Consider the following 17,535-nt stretch of genomic DNA (forward strand, 5'->3'; position numbering starts at 1 on the left):
ACTTATTGACATCCTAAAGGTATTTCGTATGGATACAAAATTACCATTCAAGTTGATGCTGCTATGGTTGATTTCAGGCATGTTATTGATACCAGAGCTGATGAAGGCGCAGCAGAACTTACAATTCAGTCAATATGTTTTTAATATGTTGAGTGTAAACCCTGCCTATGCAGGTTATAAGGAAGATTTATATGCGAGCGCCATTTACCGTAAGCAATGGGTGGATTTTCCGGGTGCTCCTCAAACGGCCAACGTTTCCGTTGATGGTGCGTTGAATGCTTCCAGGGATAACCGGGTAGGACTTGGTTTTCAGGTGATGTATGATAAGCTGGGACCTCAGGATGCCACGTCTATGTATGGAATGTACGCTTACCGCATTCCACTGAATGAAGACGGTGATAAAAGGCTTTGCCTGGGGGTAGGTGCCGGCGTAACCCAATACGCCATAGATGGCAATGCCTTGCAATACAACGATCTGAACGATCCGGCTATTCCGTTAGGGCGCGCCACTACCTGGGTGCCAGATGCCCGCTTTGGTGTGTACTACTATACTTCCCGGTTTTACGTAGGCGCTTCTATGATGGACCTCTTTTCTTTGTATACAGATGATTCCCGGTATTACTGGAAAGGGTATGAGTATAAAACCATCCGTAAAACACAGCACTTGTACGTGAATGCCGGCGCTGTATTCGGCTTATCAGACCAGGTGAAATTTAAACCTTCTCTGTTGGTGAAAGAAGATTTCAGAGGGCCTACTAACCTGGATCTTACTGCCCTGTTCTACATTGCCGACCGGCTATGGTTAGGCGCGTCTTACCGGACCGGTGTAAAATTGTGGAGCAAGCCGGCCCTGGCCAGCGACCTCGAACAGTTGGACGCTGCCTGCGCACTCGTGCAATTTAATATTACGGAGCAAATAAGGGTGGGATATTCTTACGATCTCACCATCAGTAAAATGGCTTCTTATCAGAGTGGCTCGCATGAAATCTCCATCGGTTTTTTATTTCAGGGTAAAAAGCAGCGGGTGTTGAGCCCCCGGTATTTTTAGTATTCGCAGCAGCATTATTTTAAAATTATTCTATGGAAAAGCAGATAGCTATAATTTTACTCACCTTGTCTGTACAATTTGCACTGGCGCAGGAGCAACCGTCGTTAAACAGACAGGCAGCCCTCTGTTATGCTAAATACGAATACGCCAAAGCAGCTTCTATATATGAAAGGATTGCCGCCAGAAGAAAGGAAAAAACGACAACAGTAGTGTTAGAAAGACTGGCTAATTCTTATCGGAAAATGAACCGTTATGGTAAATCGGCCGAATGGTACGAGCAACTGCTTAACCGTTCAGATGCTCCTGCCGATGCCAGGCTGTATTATGGCGATATGCTCAAAAGTCAGGGTAAATATGCAGAAGCTAAGGCGGCCTATACCCAGTATGCGCAAACCAGCAATCAGCAAGACCAGGTAAGGAATCGTATTGCCGGTTGCGATGCCGCTACTGAGTGGATACAATCGCCTGCAACTGTTTTTATCCGTGGCGTAGATCGCCTCAATACTACCTATTCTGACTGGGGGGCTATCCGTTATCCGGGAGGAGTGGTATTTATGACAGATTCATTGTTGCGCGATCAGCTGAACGACCAAAGCCGCTTTAACAGGAACAGGTATTTCCGTACAGAGAGAGGATATTATAAACTGTACCTGGCAGATACCAGTAATTACGGTGCCGTATATATTAAGGATTTTTCCCCCACATTCAACCAGTCGCGTTACCATGTAGGACCAGTGGTTTTTAGTAGTGATTACAATACTGCCTACGTTACCATGACTTACCCGGAACGCAGTGTGCCTGACAAAATAAAAGAAGGCAGACCGCCTGTGAAGTTAGGGGACCGCCGCCTGGAATTGTATACTTCGCAGAAAGATGGCGCCGGCCACTGGCAACCCTTGGCAGCATTTCCTTATAATAACCCTACCGCATATTCATTGGGAGACGCAGCGCTTAGTACAGACGGTAATACACTCTATTTTGTTACCGATATGCCGGGAGGACAAGGCGGAACAGACATCTGGTATTGCGACAAACAGGCAGATGGTAAATGGGGCGCTCCTGTAAACTGTGGTCCTGGCATCAACACGCCAGAAGATGAAGAGTTCCCCACTATTGCTCCTGATGGCAGTTTGTTTTTTTGTAGTAAGGGTTGGGTAGGTATGGGAGGTTTCGATATTTTCCATGTTACCGGCAGCAGGTCGCAGTGGGGCACGCCGGAAAACCTCCGTTACCCTATCAACTCTCCCGCCGACGATTTTTATTTTGTAGCGGTGGCTAATGGCGATACTTATTTTGCATCGAATCGTCCGGGAGGAAAAGGTAGCGATGATATTTATGCCGTTACAACACCTGAAACATATACGGTACGCAACGTTCCATTATTGGTAATTCCTTTTATAGGTACAGTTTGTCCACAATTAAGCAACGCTTGCATTTATATTTACAATCGTCAGCGTGCTATAGGTTGGTGTTTTATTGGTGAGCCAAATCGGGAAATCAATTTGATGTTGGAAAAAGAAACGGATTATGTGATTCGCATCACTTATCCTGGTCAGCGTAGGGATTCTATTGAGTTTAATACTCATGGCATGCAGCCACCGGCTACGCTGAGGATGCCCATTTGCACAAAGTAAAAAGCGGTCTAATCTAACCAATAACAGCGGGGGCTGCATCTGATGGTGCAGCCCCTCTTTTTTCCGGGAAGCTAAAGGGCGGCTTCCCAGTCTGTGTCAAACCCGCCGAAATCAGTATATGAGAACGTAAAATAGCTTATCTGCACATGGGCTTGGGGGAACGTTTCATTTTCTTTTTGAGTCCTTAAAAACGCCTTAAAACACCACGCCCAAAGTAAAAACATTAGTGCTTACGTGCTCATCCGGTATAGGGATCAGTTCTTCATTAACAACAATATCTTTTGGGTTTTTATAAGTATACCCCCGGTAAGTATAAGCTGCAAAAACACCGATATACTTATTAATCTGGTAAGTGATGCCGCCGCCTACACCATAGAATTGTTTTCCTTTTTCATTGTATTCTATTTGCTGTCCGCCTGCATTAAGGATTTTATGGCTACTGTAAGCATTGTAACCAAACTGCCCTTCAATATAAGGGGTGATCCTGGGTAACGGATATCGCAGCTTTAGATCCAGGAAAGCTGGTACCAGGGTGCGGTGGTTAAAGGAAGTGATTTCCACTCCCGGCCCCAGGCCAAGGTATTTAAACAGGAAATAATTGCCAGTTACGCCTCCGCCGAAGTGGCCATCATGTAGCATCAGGTAGCCGTAACCATGCAATAGGCTACGGTCGTAGTTATTGATATTATTGTTATTATCGTCATTATCGTTGTCTGCTGTTTGTGCAAACAGATAAATAGGGAAGCACATCGCCAACACTAATAATTTAAGCACTTTCATATGTAAATTTTATAAAGTAAAAAACCTATCTTCCTCACTCATAAAACCATTAATATGGGGTCCTTGTTTAAACGGTGCAGGCGCTTCGGCGGTTAGTTGTGGAAAGAGGATGTACAGGCTGATATATTGATGGATGAACCTGCTATAAATATATTGTAGTGGGTGAAATGGGCAGAGGTAGATGGTAAGGGAATGTTATAGTGATATATAAATTAAACTAAATAGCAGTATGCCTTACTTGCAATTAGAAGTGATAAAGCATTATCCGGCGGATACTAAAAAAGCGTTGGCAAAGAAGATGGGAGAGGTGTTCTCAGAGATTATGCATACTAATCCTATGCGGATCACTGTTTCTATCAGAGAATTGGGAGAAGGGTCTATTTGGCGTTGCAGCGAAGGAGACCCTACTCCCGGTGCATTGTTGATGTTGGATGTGCGCCAGGGCCGTTCTATAGCAGTGCGTGCTACACTGGCCAAGGCGTTGATTGATGTTTGTACAGAAATGCTGTCTTTGGAAAAGCACCAATTGAATATTGAATTTACCCAGCATTCCGGCGATGAAATGTATCATGCGATATGGGGAGGCTTCAGCGATGACTGGGAGCCTGATGAGGAATAACTTTTCTTTATTCGCCATTATATTGCATTTCCATTTCTAACAGTTTGCTGCCTCCTGCAAAATCTGCTGCAGCATCGGGGCATAATATCATTCCCATAGAGGCCATCATCTTATCTGATACATGGTCAATATCCTCTGTGGTGGTGCCAAAGAATGGCGACTGGCTTTTCAGGCGTTGCAACAGCACATTTTTTTGGTTGACGGAAATATCTACCAATTTGTTGATCCTCTCTACAGCAGCCTTGTACAACTCTTCATAATAAAAAAGCATATTCATAAAAAACTATATTTTGTTAGGATCAAATGTATGCCTAAGCTTATAATCCTGGCTATATGAAAATCTTATGACCTATAATTAATAGTTATAGATGGATCTGGCCATTTTAATAAAGCGTTTATTTAGGTCGCTGGTTTCTCCCTTGCGTTGTATAAAATAGAAACTACGCTCAATTCGCAGTCCTTCAAAGTTAAGGATGGTAAGCTCTCCATGTTGCAATTCTTTGGCAATGGAACGGGTAGATAAAAAACCTACGCAACCAGATTCCAGTAAAAAATTTTTCAACGCTTCTGTACCGCCTAATCTTACTTTGATTTTCAGGTCATTTAAGCTGATTCTGCTCTTCTGTAACCCGTTTTTAAGCGCCTCTAATGTACCGCTGCCCCGTTCGCGTATCGCTACAGGCATTTGCAGAATGTCTTTCAACGGATAGTTTTTTTTCCTGGCTAATGGGTTGTCGCGACTACATACTGCCACAATCTGATCCTTTAAAAAGGATTGGTAAGTAATATTGCTCAGTTTGCCTTTTTCCTCTGTTACACCAATGTTGATTTCTTTATCCAGTAAAGCCTGTAAAACAATCTCACTGTTCCGGTTAAGCAGGGAAATATCTACCAGGGGATATTCCCGGTGAAACGCCGACATTACCTTGGGTAAAATATATAATGCTGCCGTAGTGCTGGCGCCCAGGTTCAACATTCCCGTGGCTTGCTGCTGGTCATGTATAACAGAGATGTCGAATTCTGTTTCTTGTTGTATATGCCTCACCGTTAGTAAGCGGTTATAGAGCAATTGCCCAGCTTCGGTTAGTTCTATCTGCAATCCCTTCCTGTCAAATAATTTTGTTTTGTATTGCTCTTCCAGTTCTTTTATATGCATGCTTACTGCTGGTTGCGAAATAAACAATACCTGGCTGGCCTTCGAAAAGCTCTTCTGGTGGGCAACTTCCATAAATATTAGATGTCTGTTGGATAGCATGTGTTCAGATTTTAAGCAGCTAATGTTTGCAATGGTATTTAAGGTACGAAAAAATCGATGGAGACCGGAAAATGGAGGGAACGTATAATTGTAAGAAATAGGGTAAAAAAACAAATTTTATTATTTTGCATGGAAATACATGGCTTCCGCCCAACCTATGAGCACAACTTTTTATCCTGCCAATCCATTGCAGGTACCCCCGGAATTTACAAAGCCTGCCGCTGCTTTCCAACGTCAGGTGATGAAAGTGATCTGCGCTATCGTTTTTTTCTGTTTGGCTTATTTACTGTTATTAGCGATAGCAATAGCCCTGGCGATAGGTAGTGTGTACCTGGGAGGACTTATTTTCAGTATTAATGCGAACGCGATCACCATGGGGGCCGGACTGGGTATTATCGTTGTAGGGCTGTTAGTCGTTTTTTTTATGGTGAAATTCATTTTCAGCACTTACTCCAGCAAAGACCCAGGAAGAAAAGAGATCTTTGCACATGAACACCCCGAGCTTTTCAGTTTTCTGGAGCAGCTGACCCATGATACAAATACGCCCATGCCTAAACGTGTTTTTATAACAGCAGATGTTAATGCAGGCGTATTTTATGATTCCAGTTTCTGGAGCATGTTTTTTCCCGTAAAAAAGAACCTGGCCATTGGATTGGGGTTGGTGAATTGTGTGAACCTGAGCGAACTTAAAATGATACTGGCGCATGAGTTTGGGCATTTTTCCCAGCGGAGCATGAAACTGGGTAGTTATGTATTTACCATGAACAGGGCCATTTATAATATGTTATATGAAAATAATGGCTATAATGATATACTGGAAGCCTGGGCCAGCCTGCATAATGTTTTTGCCCTGATGTCGGTGTTAACGGCCAGAATTATCTACGTTATTCAAAGCATATTGAAGCTGTTGTACCGGCTTATTAATCTCAGCTATATGAAGTTGTCGAGAGAGATGGAGTTTCATGCAGATACAGTAGCCTTGTCCGTAACCAGTAGTAGCGTGGCTATTTCCGCCATGCGTCGCGTATCTTTTGGCGCTAACTGTATGCAATTTTGTACGCAGAAGGCGGCAGCTATAGCCGGCCAGCAGCAAATACTGGTCAATATGTTCTCTTTGCAACAACGTATGATGCGATATGGTGAGCAGGTGCATGGTATGGAGATAGAGAACGGATTGCCTGTGATCTCAGACGAGTTGCTAAATACTTATGTGCCATCGCGCCTGGTGATCAAGAATCAGTGGGCCAGTCATCCTTCTGAGGAAGAGCGGGAGGCACGTTACCGTGCGGCAGCTATAGAAAATATAACCGACATCCGCTCCGCCTGGATATTATTCCGCAATAGCACTACTTTGCAGGAAGAGATGACGAAACACTATGCCAGCGTACATTTCAAAGAAATGGTAGCCAGCGCCCTTGTAAGCGATGATGCGGTAATGGAAGAAGTATTTAACGAAGGCCGCCTATACGAATACCCGGCCGCATTCGGCGGTTTTTACGATAGCCGGGAATTCCAGGTAATAGATGAATCGTTTGTGGCAACCGATGGTATGTCGTTCGACATGCTGTACAGTCCGGAGAATATCCGTCTGCTAAAGCGTCATGCTCAAAATGTATTTGACCTGCAGGTGTTATGGGCTATTAAAGAGAAGAAGATGGATATTAAGCATTTTCAGTTTGATGATGATGCTTATACTCAACAACAGGCAGCGAATGTTTTCGCAGCACTCGAACAGGAAGTAATATCGGCTGATGAGTGGCTGAGCAAGCTAAACCAGGAAGCTTACTATTATCATCAGGCAGCGGCTGTTATCCAAGATCCAAATGTCGCCACCCTGTTGCAGGAACAATATAAGTTGGTGTTGGTGCTACAATCAGCAGCATCCACCTTTCATACTGCCATACAAATCATTTGTGAACGGATAGAATATATTTATGCGGCGGAAGGTTTCGAATTATCTGTAATGAGGGAGCTTGCTGCTGAGATTAAAACCCAGGAAGACATAATAAAAAAAATATTTAAGCAGATGCAGCAACAGAAAGTTGCTGTAGATACTGCAGATAAAACATTTGCTACAGATGTGGCAGCTTACCTCGACACGAATTATACTTATCTGATTGGCCGCGAATGGCAGGAGGCAGAGCTGGTAGCCACCTTTCGATTTTGCAGGAAGGCAGAGCATAATAGCAACAATGTTCTCCGCCTGGCCAGGAAGGCTTACTTACAAACAGCTGTGCAATTATATACAGGAGAAGTGAATCACCTTTAATACAAGAATTGTTTTTCTTGACAGGATATGGTAAATTAGCTGTATGTCCTATTCCTTACCTGATCTCTCTCATTAAGGATAATAGATTATGAAAACTACAGACATTACCGTATACATCGATAACAAGCCTTATCGTTTTCATGTGCAGGTAGATTACCTGAATGATTCTACCACCTATCAGGTATCTTCGGCAGAAGAAGCCAATGTGGCAAGCGATTATGTTCCAGCACATCTGGAGTTCAACGAAAATGGCCATGTAACATTGAAGGAGCGCTTGAAAACTGTAGAGGAAGAGCAGATTGCCCGTTTAATCTGGCAGGAGATATTGGATAAAATGAAACCTTGATGAGCATGCTGAGGCATACCTGAACAAAAGCCATTTACTATTTGTTGTCCATTATTATATCATATCTAAACCCTAAATTATCAAAGTATGAAAGTAGTTCATTTTTTAACGGCAGCGTTCTTGTCTGTAATGGTATTGGCAGGTACGGCTAGCTTCGGGCAAGAGCGTCATCACCCTGATGCTAAAACAATGACAGACTCTATGAAATCAAAGTTGTCATTATCAGATGATCAATATTCAAAAGTGTATAACATCAATCAGCAGTTCTCTGACGATATGTCTAAAGTAAAAACTGATAACGGAGATAAAACAGCGAAAAGGGAACAGGCAAGAAAGGCTTATGAACAAAGGGATGCTGAATTGAAAAAAGTGCTGACAGACGACCAATACAAAATGTATAAAAATCATGAGATGAAGATGAAGAAACGGATGGATGAGCATCGTCAGAAAAAGGCAGCATCTACTTCCGGAACAGAAAAATAATAATGACAGCTGTTGCTGTAATTCCGTTTTAAGTACTTTATTTTCGGGGCGTGATGATCATCACGCCCCGTTTTATGTAGGTTATCTATCTTCAAATAGCTTTTAGTTCCACTGTACGTGATAAATGATTTCTATCGATCATTTCCCGCGCGTACATGGCATTTTCTCCATGATTGTATTTTAACAAATAAGCTTTATTGATAGCAACGTTTAACTCGTGATCATCGGGAATAACAATAGCTGTTACAGGTACAATTTCGTCGCCACATTCAATAACGCCGGTAGGGTCTTCCTGGAATGCGGTGAACCAACTCCTTTCTGCCAATCCCCACGAGCGGGCAAAGATGCGATCATCCACTACCACCATCCATATTTCAATAGATTTATCCCGGTCGCCCCCCGCTTTTATCCCAATCAAGTCATGGGTATTTACATACTTAATGATATGGTCAGGAAAGGGGTGTGTAACCAAACTTTTCATGGCTTCCTGTTTTTATAAAATTACATTTTTATTTCAAGATAATTAGCTGGCTATAACGTTGCATGATAGGATCGTTTGTTCGTTAATAATTAATAGTAGAAGATAAAATGTATATCTATCGTGTTATAACTAAATAAGGATATATGATAATTCCTGCACCAACAAGCGTTGTGTAGTTGTAGTAGTCATCATTAACGTGTTTAAATGATAATCATCAGTATGCCTGTTGATTTCTGTCATTGGGTGTTTTAACAGAATTAGATAGCTTTGGGTAAATCTTGGTTTATGCAAAAGATAGCAGCCATTTTTGATGGATTGAAATTTTCAGAGAGCACACTTTACTATGCCGTGTTATTGGCAAAGGAGCAGCAGGCGCATCTGACAGGCATTTTTCCGGATGATTTTACCTACAACAGTTTTAGTATGTATGAACTGTTAAAATCTGGTGTGGAGCAAGCGAAACTCAATGAATTGGAAGAGGAGGATAAGGCCAAACGGATCGCTGCCGCTGCCACTTTTGAGGCGGCTTGCAAGCAGGCAGGTATTTCATATAATATGCATCAAAATAAGAATATTTCCCTGTTGGAAGTATTGCAGGAAAGTATTTATGCCGACCTGTTGATTATCGATGCACATGAAACATTTGCGAGGGTGGAAATGGCGCCTCCTACGCGGTTTATCAGGGATCTGTTGGTAGATGTGCAATGCCCTGTGTTGATTGTACCTTCTGAATACCATACCATACCCAGTATCAGCGAAATTGAGAAAGTAGTATTGCTATATGATGGAGAACCTTCTTCGGTGTACGCTATTAAAATGTTTAGCTATGTAATGCCATTGCTGCAACAACTGCCTGTTACAGTGCTTTCTGTAAATTATGAAGGAAACTACCTCAGTAATAAGGAGTTGATCAGGGATTTTATCATACAACATTATCCACAGGCCAATTTTGAAGTGATGGAAGGCGTACCGGAAGAGAAAATACCCCATTACCTGAAAGAACAGACCAAAGGAACCCTGGCGGTGCTGGGCGCTTACAGGAGGGGCGCTGTATCGCGCTGGTTCCGCAGCAGCATGGCAGATGAGCTGATGCAGTTTGCTTCAGCGCCATTGTTCGTTGCCCATAACAAATAACCCCTTTTTCACTGATGCTAATCAGGTATCTTCCTGATAAAACTCATTTTCAAGCAACAAATACTAGGGTAATATTGTATCTGTTTAAAACGCCCATTATGCAGATATACATAAGTGAAGAGGCAATAGTGGCGGATATTCAGGATAAGTTCAACAAACTGTACCCTTTCCTGAAGCTGGAGTTTTTCTGCAGACCACAAATGTTGGGTATGTATTCGCTGAAAGATAAATTATCGCCAGATACGCCAATCGAAAAAGTACGCATGTACCACAGTTTTGGATGGCTCGACGTGAGTGATGATCGGACAGCGGCGGCAGTAGAGCACGATTGCAGCAGTCTTTTCGGTTTATGTGTGCATATATTGCCCGCTTCCGGTAGCAATTGGGATAATGCTGCTGATAGCGACAACCGGACATTGGAAGAGCTGAATACCGGCGCTCTGCATGCGTAGACAACCCAGATTAAAGCAAGCGCTGCATAAGCCATTATTTCAAAGAGGATGCCAGGAGAGTATCCTCTTTTTTATGCTCATATAGAAGATAGAAAATGAGTATCCAGATCGTAAGTAAGTGGTATGCCTGTTGCCAGTTCTTTGTTGAGTATTTCCTCCGGACTGAGCTGCTCCAGGAACATCACTAATGCCCGCAAGCTGTTGCCGTGTGCTACTATCAGCACATTTTTATTTTCTTTGAGTCAGGGAAGTATAGTATGCTTGAAATAGGGTATCACCCTGTTATAAGTGTCTTTCAGGCTTTCTCCACCGGGAGGCGCTACATCAAAGGAACGTCGCCAGATGTGTACTTGTTCCTCTCCATATTTGACAGCAGTATCAGCCTTGTTCAATCCTTCTAAATCGCCGTAAGACCGTTCGTTTAACGCTTTATCCCGGATTACAGGGATTTTGGTAAGCCCACATTCTTCCAGGATAATGTACAGCGTATGCTGCGCTCTTAGAAGGGTAGAGGTAAAGGCTACATCTATTTCTTCTCCTCTAAGTTGTATACCTGCCTGGCGTGCCTCTGCTCTTCCCTTTTCCGTAATATCTATATCTTTCCAGCCAGTAAAGCGGTTTTCAAGGTTCCATTGCGATTGTCCGTGGCGTACTAAAAATAACTTCATGAGTGGATGGTTGAGTAGGTTTCCTGATTTAAGATACTGATTTTCCGGGCACTATTTTTATCAAGGTATTGGTTGAATGGAAAGTAGGTATCAAAAAAATACTATTTTTACCCGACTTAAAATACCATTCAATAGTCTGCTATTTGCAGCCGCCCTATTTTTCAGTACTAAACAGCATAGATAATGTCCCATTCTAATAACCCGAATGATATTCTTTCTTCCTGGATAGCATTGGAGGTGCTTTCACCACAAACATTCAATTACCCGCATGACCTCACCTCGGGCAAAGAGGCGGCAATTGCCAATTTTACCGGTGGCAAGTTGCCTTGGGCAGGAGGAGGAGAGGAGCCGCGGCCTAATTATCGTTTATATTATCAGGTGATCATCGAAACGATTGATTATAAGAAAGCGGTTTACGATTTATTGGATATATACGCAGATAAGCGCCCGGAGCGCCCTTCTGTTAAAAATGAAGCGGTATTGGCAACTGTAGTGGTAGACGAGAAGGGAAGGCCTTGTAAAGCTCCGTCGGTTGCTATATCCAGTTTTGGCTGGGGATTAAATATCGCGCTTAACCAGGAGTTAAAGGAGTTGGCCAAGTGGGCTACCGTGGAAAAGGAGTTGGTGTACCAGTTGGAAACCCTGATCAGGAAAACGGATGAAGCGGGCAATATATTACCGTTAGACCTGGTTATGTTGGCAGAAGCCCGTAGTTTTCTCTGTAACCGGTTTAATATCCCGGTTGTTCACCTGAAGCATCATAGCTTTGCTATCCGTAGCTACGAGTACGGTAAAAATGCGGAGGCGCCAGATCCTATGTTGCTCAATAGTTTTTTTATCAGTGATCTCACTACTGCACTTCAATTGTTTAATACAGGTGCTGCTCCGGAAAATTTACAACGTTATCTGGGCGCCCGGAAGCCAGCGAAAAGGAGTGAACTGCTACATAATTTTCCGGTATTGGAAGAAGTAATTGCTCCTGCCCGGATACCGCCGGCACGGTGGCCGGGTCCTGGTAGGCATCCATTGGTATTGTTACAGCAAGCAGCTGTTAATATAGCGTTTAGTGAACTGAAGGGCGGTGGTATCATGGCGGTGAACGGACCACCCGGAACCGGCAAAACCACGTTGTTGCGTGACATCGTGGCTGGCCTGGTTGCCGAACGGGCAGAGGCCATGTGTACTTTCAACGATCCCGTCGATGCTTTCATTGATTCGGGAGAAAAAATACACATGGGGGCTGCCTTTTTAAGATTATACCAGGTAGATGAACGGCTCAGAGGCTTTGAAATGGTAATCACCTCCTCTAATAATAAGGCAGTGGAGAATGTAAGTGCAGAATTGCCCGGATTGAAGTCTGTTGCAGATGATGCAACGGAGTTAAGATATTTTAGCAGCTTATCCAATGCTTTGTTAGATAAAGATAGCTGGGGACTGGTGGCTGCGGTACTGGGCAACGCTAAAAACAAGAACGACTTCAGGCAAACTTTCTGGTGGGATAAGGAGGTGGGTTTCTCTACTTACCTTGCGGAAGCAGCAGGTACCCCGCAGTTTGTAGAGGCGTATGATGCTCTTACGGAAACAAGAAAAAGAAGAAAGCCCCATATCATTACAGCAGAAAAGGCCCCATCAGGACCAGCAGCAGCACGGCTTAATTGGGTAACAGAACGGGCTGCCTTCCTGGCTATACTTGCCGATAGCCGCAAACAGCTTGCTCAGCTGGAAAAGGCCAGGCAACAGCTTTTCAAAGTAGCGCCACTCGAGAAAGAAGTAGCTCAACACAAAAAAAAGCTGGATAAGGCCATTTTTGAAACAACAGCCTGTTATCAGGAATACCAGCAGGAGATAGCCCATCTGAATAGTCTGGAACAACAGATATTGTATGCTCAAAAGGAGGTGGCCATACATCTTGGGAAACGCCCGGGTTTCTTTGCCCGTTTATTGGGTACCCAAATAGCTAAAGTATGGAAACAAGCATTAGTAATTAAGCATACGGAATTAGATTTTTTAATCGGCAAACACCGGCGGATAGAGCAGGGAGTGCAGGTACTTGACCAACAGCTACAGCGTTGCAATGAGTTGCAGCGTCAGTTAGACCAAGAATACCGGCAGGGAGCAGGTAAACTGGATAGCGTGAAAAAAGAATTGGCTACCGTGGCCACTGCATTGGGACATCATTTTATCGATGAGGAGTTCTTTCGTTTGCCGCATGAGAAAAAGCACCTGGTTTCACCCTGGTGTGATGCAGTTACACAAAGGCTGCGTGATAGTGTATTTATAGCGGCGATGCGGGTACATAAGGCATTTATTGATGCTGCTGCGAAACCCTTGAAACACAACCTGGGCGCACTGATGCATGTATTTGCCGGTGGAAGTTTAATGGAAGATAAAAAGATAAATGTTTTACCGGATTTGTGGTCTTCCTTGTTTATGGTTGTTCCGGGTATTTCTACCACTTTCGCTTCCGTAGAACGTATGTTTAAAGAGTTGCCCATTGCCAGCCTGGGTTGGCTCCTAATAGACGAAGCGGGGCAGGCATTGCCACAGGCGGCGGTAGGAGCTATGATGCGCACACAGAAGGCAATTGTGGTAGGTGACCCTATGCAGATTGAGCCTGTGGTATTATTGCCGGAGTTGCTCACAGAAGCTATCTGTAAACAGTTTAATGTAGATCCCAATGTATACAATGCACCTGTTGCTTCTGCCCAAACCCTGGCTGATGCTGCTACTACTTATTATGCAGAATTTGATGGTAAACAAGGTAGCCGCTATGTGGGAGTGCCTTTGTTGGTGCACCGCCGTTGCAATGATCCCATGTTTAGTATTGCCAATACAATCGCCTACGAAGGACTGATGGTACATGCCAGGCAGCCCGGATCATCCTCTATCAGGAAATGCCTTGGCACTACTGCCTGGATAGATATCCAGGGAGGAGCGCTGGAAAAGTGGAGCCCGGAAGAAGGGGAAGCGGTGCTTAGTCTGTTACTGGAAATGAAAAAGGCCGGTATCCCTCCCGATTTATATATAGTGACTCCTTTTACGGTAGTAGCAGATGAGCTCCGGAAACTAATCAGAAGGGTAGGGATTTTATCTTCCTGGATAGAAGAAAGTAAAGTGTTGGAGTGGCTGAACGAGCGGGTGGGTACGGTACATACTGCGCAAGGCCGGGAAGCAGAAGCGGTGATATTTGTATTGGGAGCGCCTGTGGGAGATCAGCAAGGCGCCCGTATTTGGGCAGGTAAAAAGCCTAATCTATTGAATGTAGCTGCTACCAGGGCCAAAGAAGTGTTATATGTAATAGGTAATAAACAATTATGGCAGCAGGCAGGGGTATTCAGGGAGCTGGCAGATGGACTGCCTGTCAGATCGCCCGACTTTTGAATAGAAGGTGTTCATCATTGAACCAGATTCCATTTAAGGGTTTTTCCAATTACAGGTATGCCCTTGTATACCCGCATATACATAACTTCGGCCTTTATATAGAGATCAACGTCGTAGGTATTGCCATTCTCAAAATCATAAATTTTTCCATTTACCCATTTACCATTTTTATAAGTTAAATTGGAGATGAGGGTGTAGTCTTTTAGGAGCCTTGACCGTAATGCAGGGTTTGGATTATGTACATCCTTTTTGTATGTTTTACCGTCGGCCTCGAGAAGGTATTTCCCATATAGCATTTTTCCATAATAATTTTCCCCGGATTTCAATATTTGCATTTTCCCATCTTTTTCTTCGGTTTCCCAAATGTGCATGATGGCGTCTGCTGTTGTAGATTTCCCATTTTGTGCTACAGCATTTATAACAGTGAACAGCGCCACAACAAAAAGAAGTTTTTTCATGTTTATAATAGGATTGTTTAAAAGAATTTATATACGCGTTGTATAGATGCTATCCTGGATTGCTACCTGTTGTTTAAAGTTTAATACAACAACGTGTGTATTAAAAAGTTCTTAAATGATTAGCTTAATACTGTTCTGCCCGTTTGAGAAGCCTTGTATTATCATATTTTTTCATCATTTTCATGTTGCCTGACCGATAAAACATCATTATATGCGGCCATTGCCTTTATCAAAACGTCCTATAGACATTATATTGATTGTCTTCTTTTGCGTTAACCTTTTTTTTATCACTTATATAGTTGACCTGGAACAGTTAGTTATTCCCGATGCGAATCATTTTCAATATCCCCAATGGCCCCCGGCAAAGTTAGTAGACCTGGTGCATTGGTATGGCCATAATTTTGATCCTGTATTGATTGCCAGGCCCGCCTGGTGGCGTGCTACTATATGGATAGATGCGCTTTTCTTTGGTCCCTTTTATGTCTTTGCAATTTATGCCTACGCAGCGGGAAAGAACTGGATACGATTTGTTAGTATCGTATGGGCATCTGTAATGCTTACCAATGTGTCGATCATTTTATTTGAAGAGGTAAATGGCGAGCATGCTTCGCCACAGCTGGCCCGTGTATTTCTATCAAATGCGGCTTGGGTAATTTTTCCCATAATTGTTTTATATCGCATGTGGCGTTCCATATATCCGTTTGCCTCGTCCCGGCATAAAAGATAATAATAATTATGACATTTAAGGAGAAATATGGTAATACGGCACTGGTAGCAGGTGCGTCGGAAGGAATGGGCGCGGCATATGCATATGCCCTTGCTGCGCGTGGCCTCAACCTGGTGCTTATTGCACGCCGTAAAGAGCCGTTGGAAGCTACTGCCCGGCAAATTACAAAACAATTTGGGGTAAAGGTGTTACCCATAGTATGCGATTTGGCTGCTGCTGATGCAACACAACAGATAGTACATGCCACAGGAGATGTGGTGATTGATTTCCTAGTATATAATGCTGCCTTATCTTACATTGGTCCCTACTTGGCTACTCACCTATCCACCCATACAAATATTGCTACAGTAAATGCATTGACGCCTCTTGCCATGCTGCATTATTTTGGCGGTAAAATGGTGGAGCGGCACAAGGGAGGAATTGTAATAATGGCCTCCATAGCAGGATTCCAGGGTTCCGGATACCTTTCTACTTATGCGGCTACCAAAGCATTTAATCGTGTGTTGGCCGAAGGATTATGGTACGAATGGCGTCCCTTGGGAGTAGATGTTATTGCTTGCTGTGCAGGCGCCATAGCAACGCCTAATTATATCAATACTAAACCTGTAAAAGCCAGCCCAATTGAACCCAGGGTCCAGCTGCCGGAAGAGGTGGTGGAAGAATGTTTACGGAGGATAGGTACCACGCCTTCGTTTGTGAGTGGTACAGGTAACAAGCTCGTATCCTTTTTAATGCAGCATGTTTTTTCCAGGAAGAAAGCAGTTACAATGATGGGGGATAGTATGAAGAAAATGTACAGGATAGTTCGTTAAGCATCATGGTAATCCTGAGAATGGGGTTCCTTTTTCCTTCGTTACAACTAGGTTTTCTGCCAGCAGTTGGGTAAGGGTGTTTTTAAGAGTCGCATAGGCGATGTTAAGCCCCATCATAGATTTCCTTGGAACCCCAAATTATACTATCTTTCAAAATGCAGCACCAAGAATTTGAACCTCCTGAAGAGCTACGGGATACCATAAAGTGCTTTTGGTATACTAGAATAGACTTCGGAGCACTACAATCTAGTTTTGAGATATTACCTGATGGCTACGCTGAAATTATTTTTCATTTCGGAAGCGCCTGTAGCATTTCTTATAATGGAGGCTTGCAGCCATTGCCATCACCGTTTATAATGGGGCTGCTTAATCAGCCTGTTATTTTAAACACGAAAAACCGTTTAGAAATCATTGGTATCAGGTGCTTTCCTTGGACCGTGTTCGATTTGCTCGGACTGCCGTCCGGTAAAGATGGCGTGCGCATATTTGAGCATCCTATCGCCCAGCTTCAATCCACGTTGAGTAAGTGGATTCATGCTGATAGGATAGATGAAGTGCTGGCTCAGGTAAAACAGTATTTCTTGAATGAACGATCGCGGATTGCTATTGACAGTATGCTATTTAAAGCGGGAGTTGCTTTGAGGGAAGCAAACGGCACTATGCCGGTAAGCCAAATAGCGGCGGCGGCTCATGCAACGGTTCGTACATTGGAAAGGAAGTTCAAGCAATCTTCTGGCTATACTATTAAAGACGTGTCCGGTCTGATGCGCTTTGAGCAAGTACGAAACAAATTATGGCTTTATCCAAATTCCAACATTGCCGGCTTAGCTCATGAGCTGGGCTATACGGATCAATCCCACCTAAGTAGGGAGTTTAAGCGCTATAGCGGTACTACGCCAGCGGCATTCGCACGAAAAGCAAAACAGGTTATAGGCAACGATTTTGTCGCGTTTATACAAGCCTAACGCAGGAGCATTCCAGAATTTTG

19 protein-coding genes are annotated in these 17,535 nt (G+C 43.5%); 12 read left to right on the forward strand and 7 right to left on the reverse strand.

Annotated elements, in window-relative coordinates; genetic code table 11:
* The first annotated feature begins 28 nt into the window (after nucleotides 1–28).
* Both ACDQ55_RS09500 and ACDQ55_RS09505 read left to right on the forward strand, forming a co-directional pair.
* Nucleotides 29–1,048: a type IX secretion system membrane protein PorP/SprF gene (locus tag ACDQ55_RS09500; protein WP_420981139.1), complete on the forward strand. Its 1,020-nt coding sequence runs from the start codon at nucleotides 29–31 to the stop codon at nucleotides 1,046–1,048.
* Between the two features lie 32 nt (nucleotides 1,049–1,080).
* A complete protein-coding gene (locus ACDQ55_RS09505) occupies nucleotides 1,081–2,682 on the forward strand; it encodes a hypothetical protein (protein ID WP_420981140.1) in 1,602 nt (533 codons plus the stop codon).
* Between the two features lie 195 nt (nucleotides 2,683–2,877).
* Here ACDQ55_RS09505 and ACDQ55_RS09510 read toward each other — a convergent pair whose 3' ends face one another.
* Nucleotides 2,878–3,462, reverse strand: coding sequence for a hypothetical protein (locus ACDQ55_RS09510; protein ID WP_420981141.1), 585 nt, complete (start codon nucleotides 3,460–3,462; stop codon nucleotides 2,878–2,880).
* A gap of 229 nt (nucleotides 3,463–3,691) precedes the next feature.
* Between ACDQ55_RS09510 and ACDQ55_RS09515 the strand changes: the two genes are divergently transcribed.
* Nucleotides 3,692–4,081 carry a tautomerase family protein gene (locus tag ACDQ55_RS09515; RefSeq protein ID WP_420981142.1) on the forward strand — a complete coding sequence of 130 codons (390 nt, stop codon included), beginning with the start codon at nucleotides 3,692–3,694 and terminating at the stop codon, nucleotides 4,079–4,081.
* Between the two features lie 7 nt (nucleotides 4,082–4,088).
* On the opposite strand, the gene ACDQ55_RS09520 is transcribed toward ACDQ55_RS09515, so the two are convergent.
* Nucleotides 4,089–4,358, reverse strand: coding sequence for a hypothetical protein (locus ACDQ55_RS09520; RefSeq protein WP_420981143.1), 270 nt, complete (start codon nucleotides 4,356–4,358; stop codon nucleotides 4,089–4,091).
* A gap of 78 nt (nucleotides 4,359–4,436) precedes the next feature.
* The gene (locus tag ACDQ55_RS09525; RefSeq protein WP_420981144.1) at nucleotides 4,437–5,336 is read right to left on the reverse strand and encodes a LysR substrate-binding domain-containing protein; all 900 of its coding nucleotides are present in this window, start codon (nucleotides 5,334–5,336) and stop codon (nucleotides 4,437–4,439) included.
* A gap of 157 nt (nucleotides 5,337–5,493) precedes the next feature.
* Here ACDQ55_RS09525 and ACDQ55_RS09530 point away from each other — a divergent pair, with 157 nt between their 5' ends.
* The 3 genes from ACDQ55_RS09530 to ACDQ55_RS09540 all read left to right on the forward strand — a co-directional run bounded on the left by ACDQ55_RS09530 (nucleotide 5,494) and on the right by ACDQ55_RS09540 (nucleotide 8,434).
* Nucleotides 5,494–7,605 carry a M48 family metallopeptidase gene (locus ACDQ55_RS09530; protein WP_420981145.1) on the forward strand — a complete coding sequence of 704 codons (2,112 nt, stop codon included), beginning with the start codon at nucleotides 5,494–5,496 and terminating at the stop codon, nucleotides 7,603–7,605.
* Between the two features lie 88 nt (nucleotides 7,606–7,693).
* Nucleotides 7,694–7,951 carry a hypothetical protein gene (locus ACDQ55_RS09535; protein WP_420981146.1) on the forward strand — a complete coding sequence of 86 codons (258 nt, stop codon included), beginning with the start codon at nucleotides 7,694–7,696 and terminating at the stop codon, nucleotides 7,949–7,951.
* An 87-nt stretch (nucleotides 7,952–8,038) separates the two neighbouring features.
* Nucleotides 8,039–8,434 carry a hypothetical protein gene (locus ACDQ55_RS09540; RefSeq protein ID WP_420981147.1) on the forward strand — a complete coding sequence of 132 codons (396 nt, stop codon included), beginning with the start codon at nucleotides 8,039–8,041 and terminating at the stop codon, nucleotides 8,432–8,434.
* Between the two features lie 91 nt (nucleotides 8,435–8,525).
* On the opposite strand, the gene ACDQ55_RS09545 is transcribed toward ACDQ55_RS09540, so the two are convergent.
* Nucleotides 8,526–8,915 carry a DUF2255 family protein gene (locus tag ACDQ55_RS09545; RefSeq protein ID WP_420981148.1) on the reverse strand — a complete coding sequence of 130 codons (390 nt, stop codon included), beginning with the start codon at nucleotides 8,913–8,915 and terminating at the stop codon, nucleotides 8,526–8,528.
* A gap of 285 nt (nucleotides 8,916–9,200) precedes the next feature.
* On the opposite strand from ACDQ55_RS09545, the gene ACDQ55_RS09550 reads away from it, so the two are divergent.
* Both ACDQ55_RS09550 and ACDQ55_RS09555 read left to right on the forward strand, forming a co-directional pair.
* On the forward strand, nucleotides 9,201–10,049 hold the full coding sequence (locus tag ACDQ55_RS09550) for a universal stress protein (RefSeq protein WP_420981149.1): 849 nt from the start codon (nucleotides 9,201–9,203) through the stop codon (nucleotides 10,047–10,049).
* Between the two features lie 98 nt (nucleotides 10,050–10,147).
* On the forward strand, nucleotides 10,148–10,501 hold the full coding sequence (locus ACDQ55_RS09555; protein WP_420981150.1) for a hypothetical protein: 354 nt from the start codon (nucleotides 10,148–10,150) through the stop codon (nucleotides 10,499–10,501).
* 77 nt (nucleotides 10,502–10,578) lie between these two features.
* Here the strand turns inward: ACDQ55_RS09555 and ACDQ55_RS09560 are convergent, their stop codons facing one another.
* Together ACDQ55_RS09560 and ACDQ55_RS09565 are read right to left on the reverse strand one after the other, a co-directional pair.
* Nucleotides 10,579–10,725, reverse strand: coding sequence for a hypothetical protein (locus ACDQ55_RS09560; RefSeq protein WP_420981151.1), 147 nt, complete (start codon nucleotides 10,723–10,725; stop codon nucleotides 10,579–10,581).
* An 18-nt stretch (nucleotides 10,726–10,743) separates the two neighbouring features.
* Nucleotides 10,744–11,169 carry a 2,3-bisphosphoglycerate-dependent phosphoglycerate mutase gene (locus ACDQ55_RS09565; protein ID WP_420981152.1) on the reverse strand — a complete coding sequence of 142 codons (426 nt, stop codon included), beginning with the start codon at nucleotides 11,167–11,169 and terminating at the stop codon, nucleotides 10,744–10,746.
* A gap of 183 nt (nucleotides 11,170–11,352) precedes the next feature.
* Between ACDQ55_RS09565 and ACDQ55_RS09570 the strand changes: the two genes are divergently transcribed.
* A complete protein-coding gene (locus ACDQ55_RS09570; RefSeq protein ID WP_420981153.1) occupies nucleotides 11,353–14,550 on the forward strand; it encodes a DEAD/DEAH box helicase in 3,198 nt (1,065 codons plus the stop codon).
* 14 nt (nucleotides 14,551–14,564) lie between these two features.
* Here ACDQ55_RS09570 and ACDQ55_RS09575 read toward each other — a convergent pair whose 3' ends face one another.
* On the reverse strand, nucleotides 14,565–15,008 hold the full coding sequence (locus tag ACDQ55_RS09575; protein WP_420981154.1) for a DUF2147 domain-containing protein: 444 nt from the start codon (nucleotides 15,006–15,008) through the stop codon (nucleotides 14,565–14,567).
* Nucleotides 15,009–15,219: 211 nt separating this feature from the next.
* On the opposite strand from ACDQ55_RS09575, the gene ACDQ55_RS09580 reads away from it, so the two are divergent.
* The 3 genes from ACDQ55_RS09580 (at nucleotide 15,220) to ACDQ55_RS09590 (ending at nucleotide 17,512) form a co-directional block, all read left to right on the forward strand.
* Nucleotides 15,220–15,735: an EXPERA domain-containing protein gene (locus tag ACDQ55_RS09580; protein ID WP_420981155.1), complete on the forward strand. Its 516-nt coding sequence runs from the start codon at nucleotides 15,220–15,222 to the stop codon at nucleotides 15,733–15,735.
* Between the two features lie 8 nt (nucleotides 15,736–15,743).
* Nucleotides 15,744–16,547 (forward strand): SDR family NAD(P)-dependent oxidoreductase, encoded by an 804-nt coding sequence (locus ACDQ55_RS09585; protein ID WP_420981156.1) that lies wholly within the window; start codon nucleotides 15,744–15,746, stop codon nucleotides 16,545–16,547.
* A 155-nt stretch (nucleotides 16,548–16,702) separates the two neighbouring features.
* Complete coding sequence (locus ACDQ55_RS09590; protein WP_420981157.1) at nucleotides 16,703–17,512, forward strand: AraC family transcriptional regulator; 810 nt, start codon at nucleotides 16,703–16,705, stop codon at nucleotides 17,510–17,512.
* The last annotated feature ends 23 nt before the right edge of the window (nucleotides 17,513–17,535 follow it).

The organism is Chitinophaga sp. 30R24 (assembly GCF_049056765.1).
Lineage (GTDB): Bacteria > Bacteroidota > Bacteroidia > Chitinophagales > Chitinophagaceae > Chitinophaga.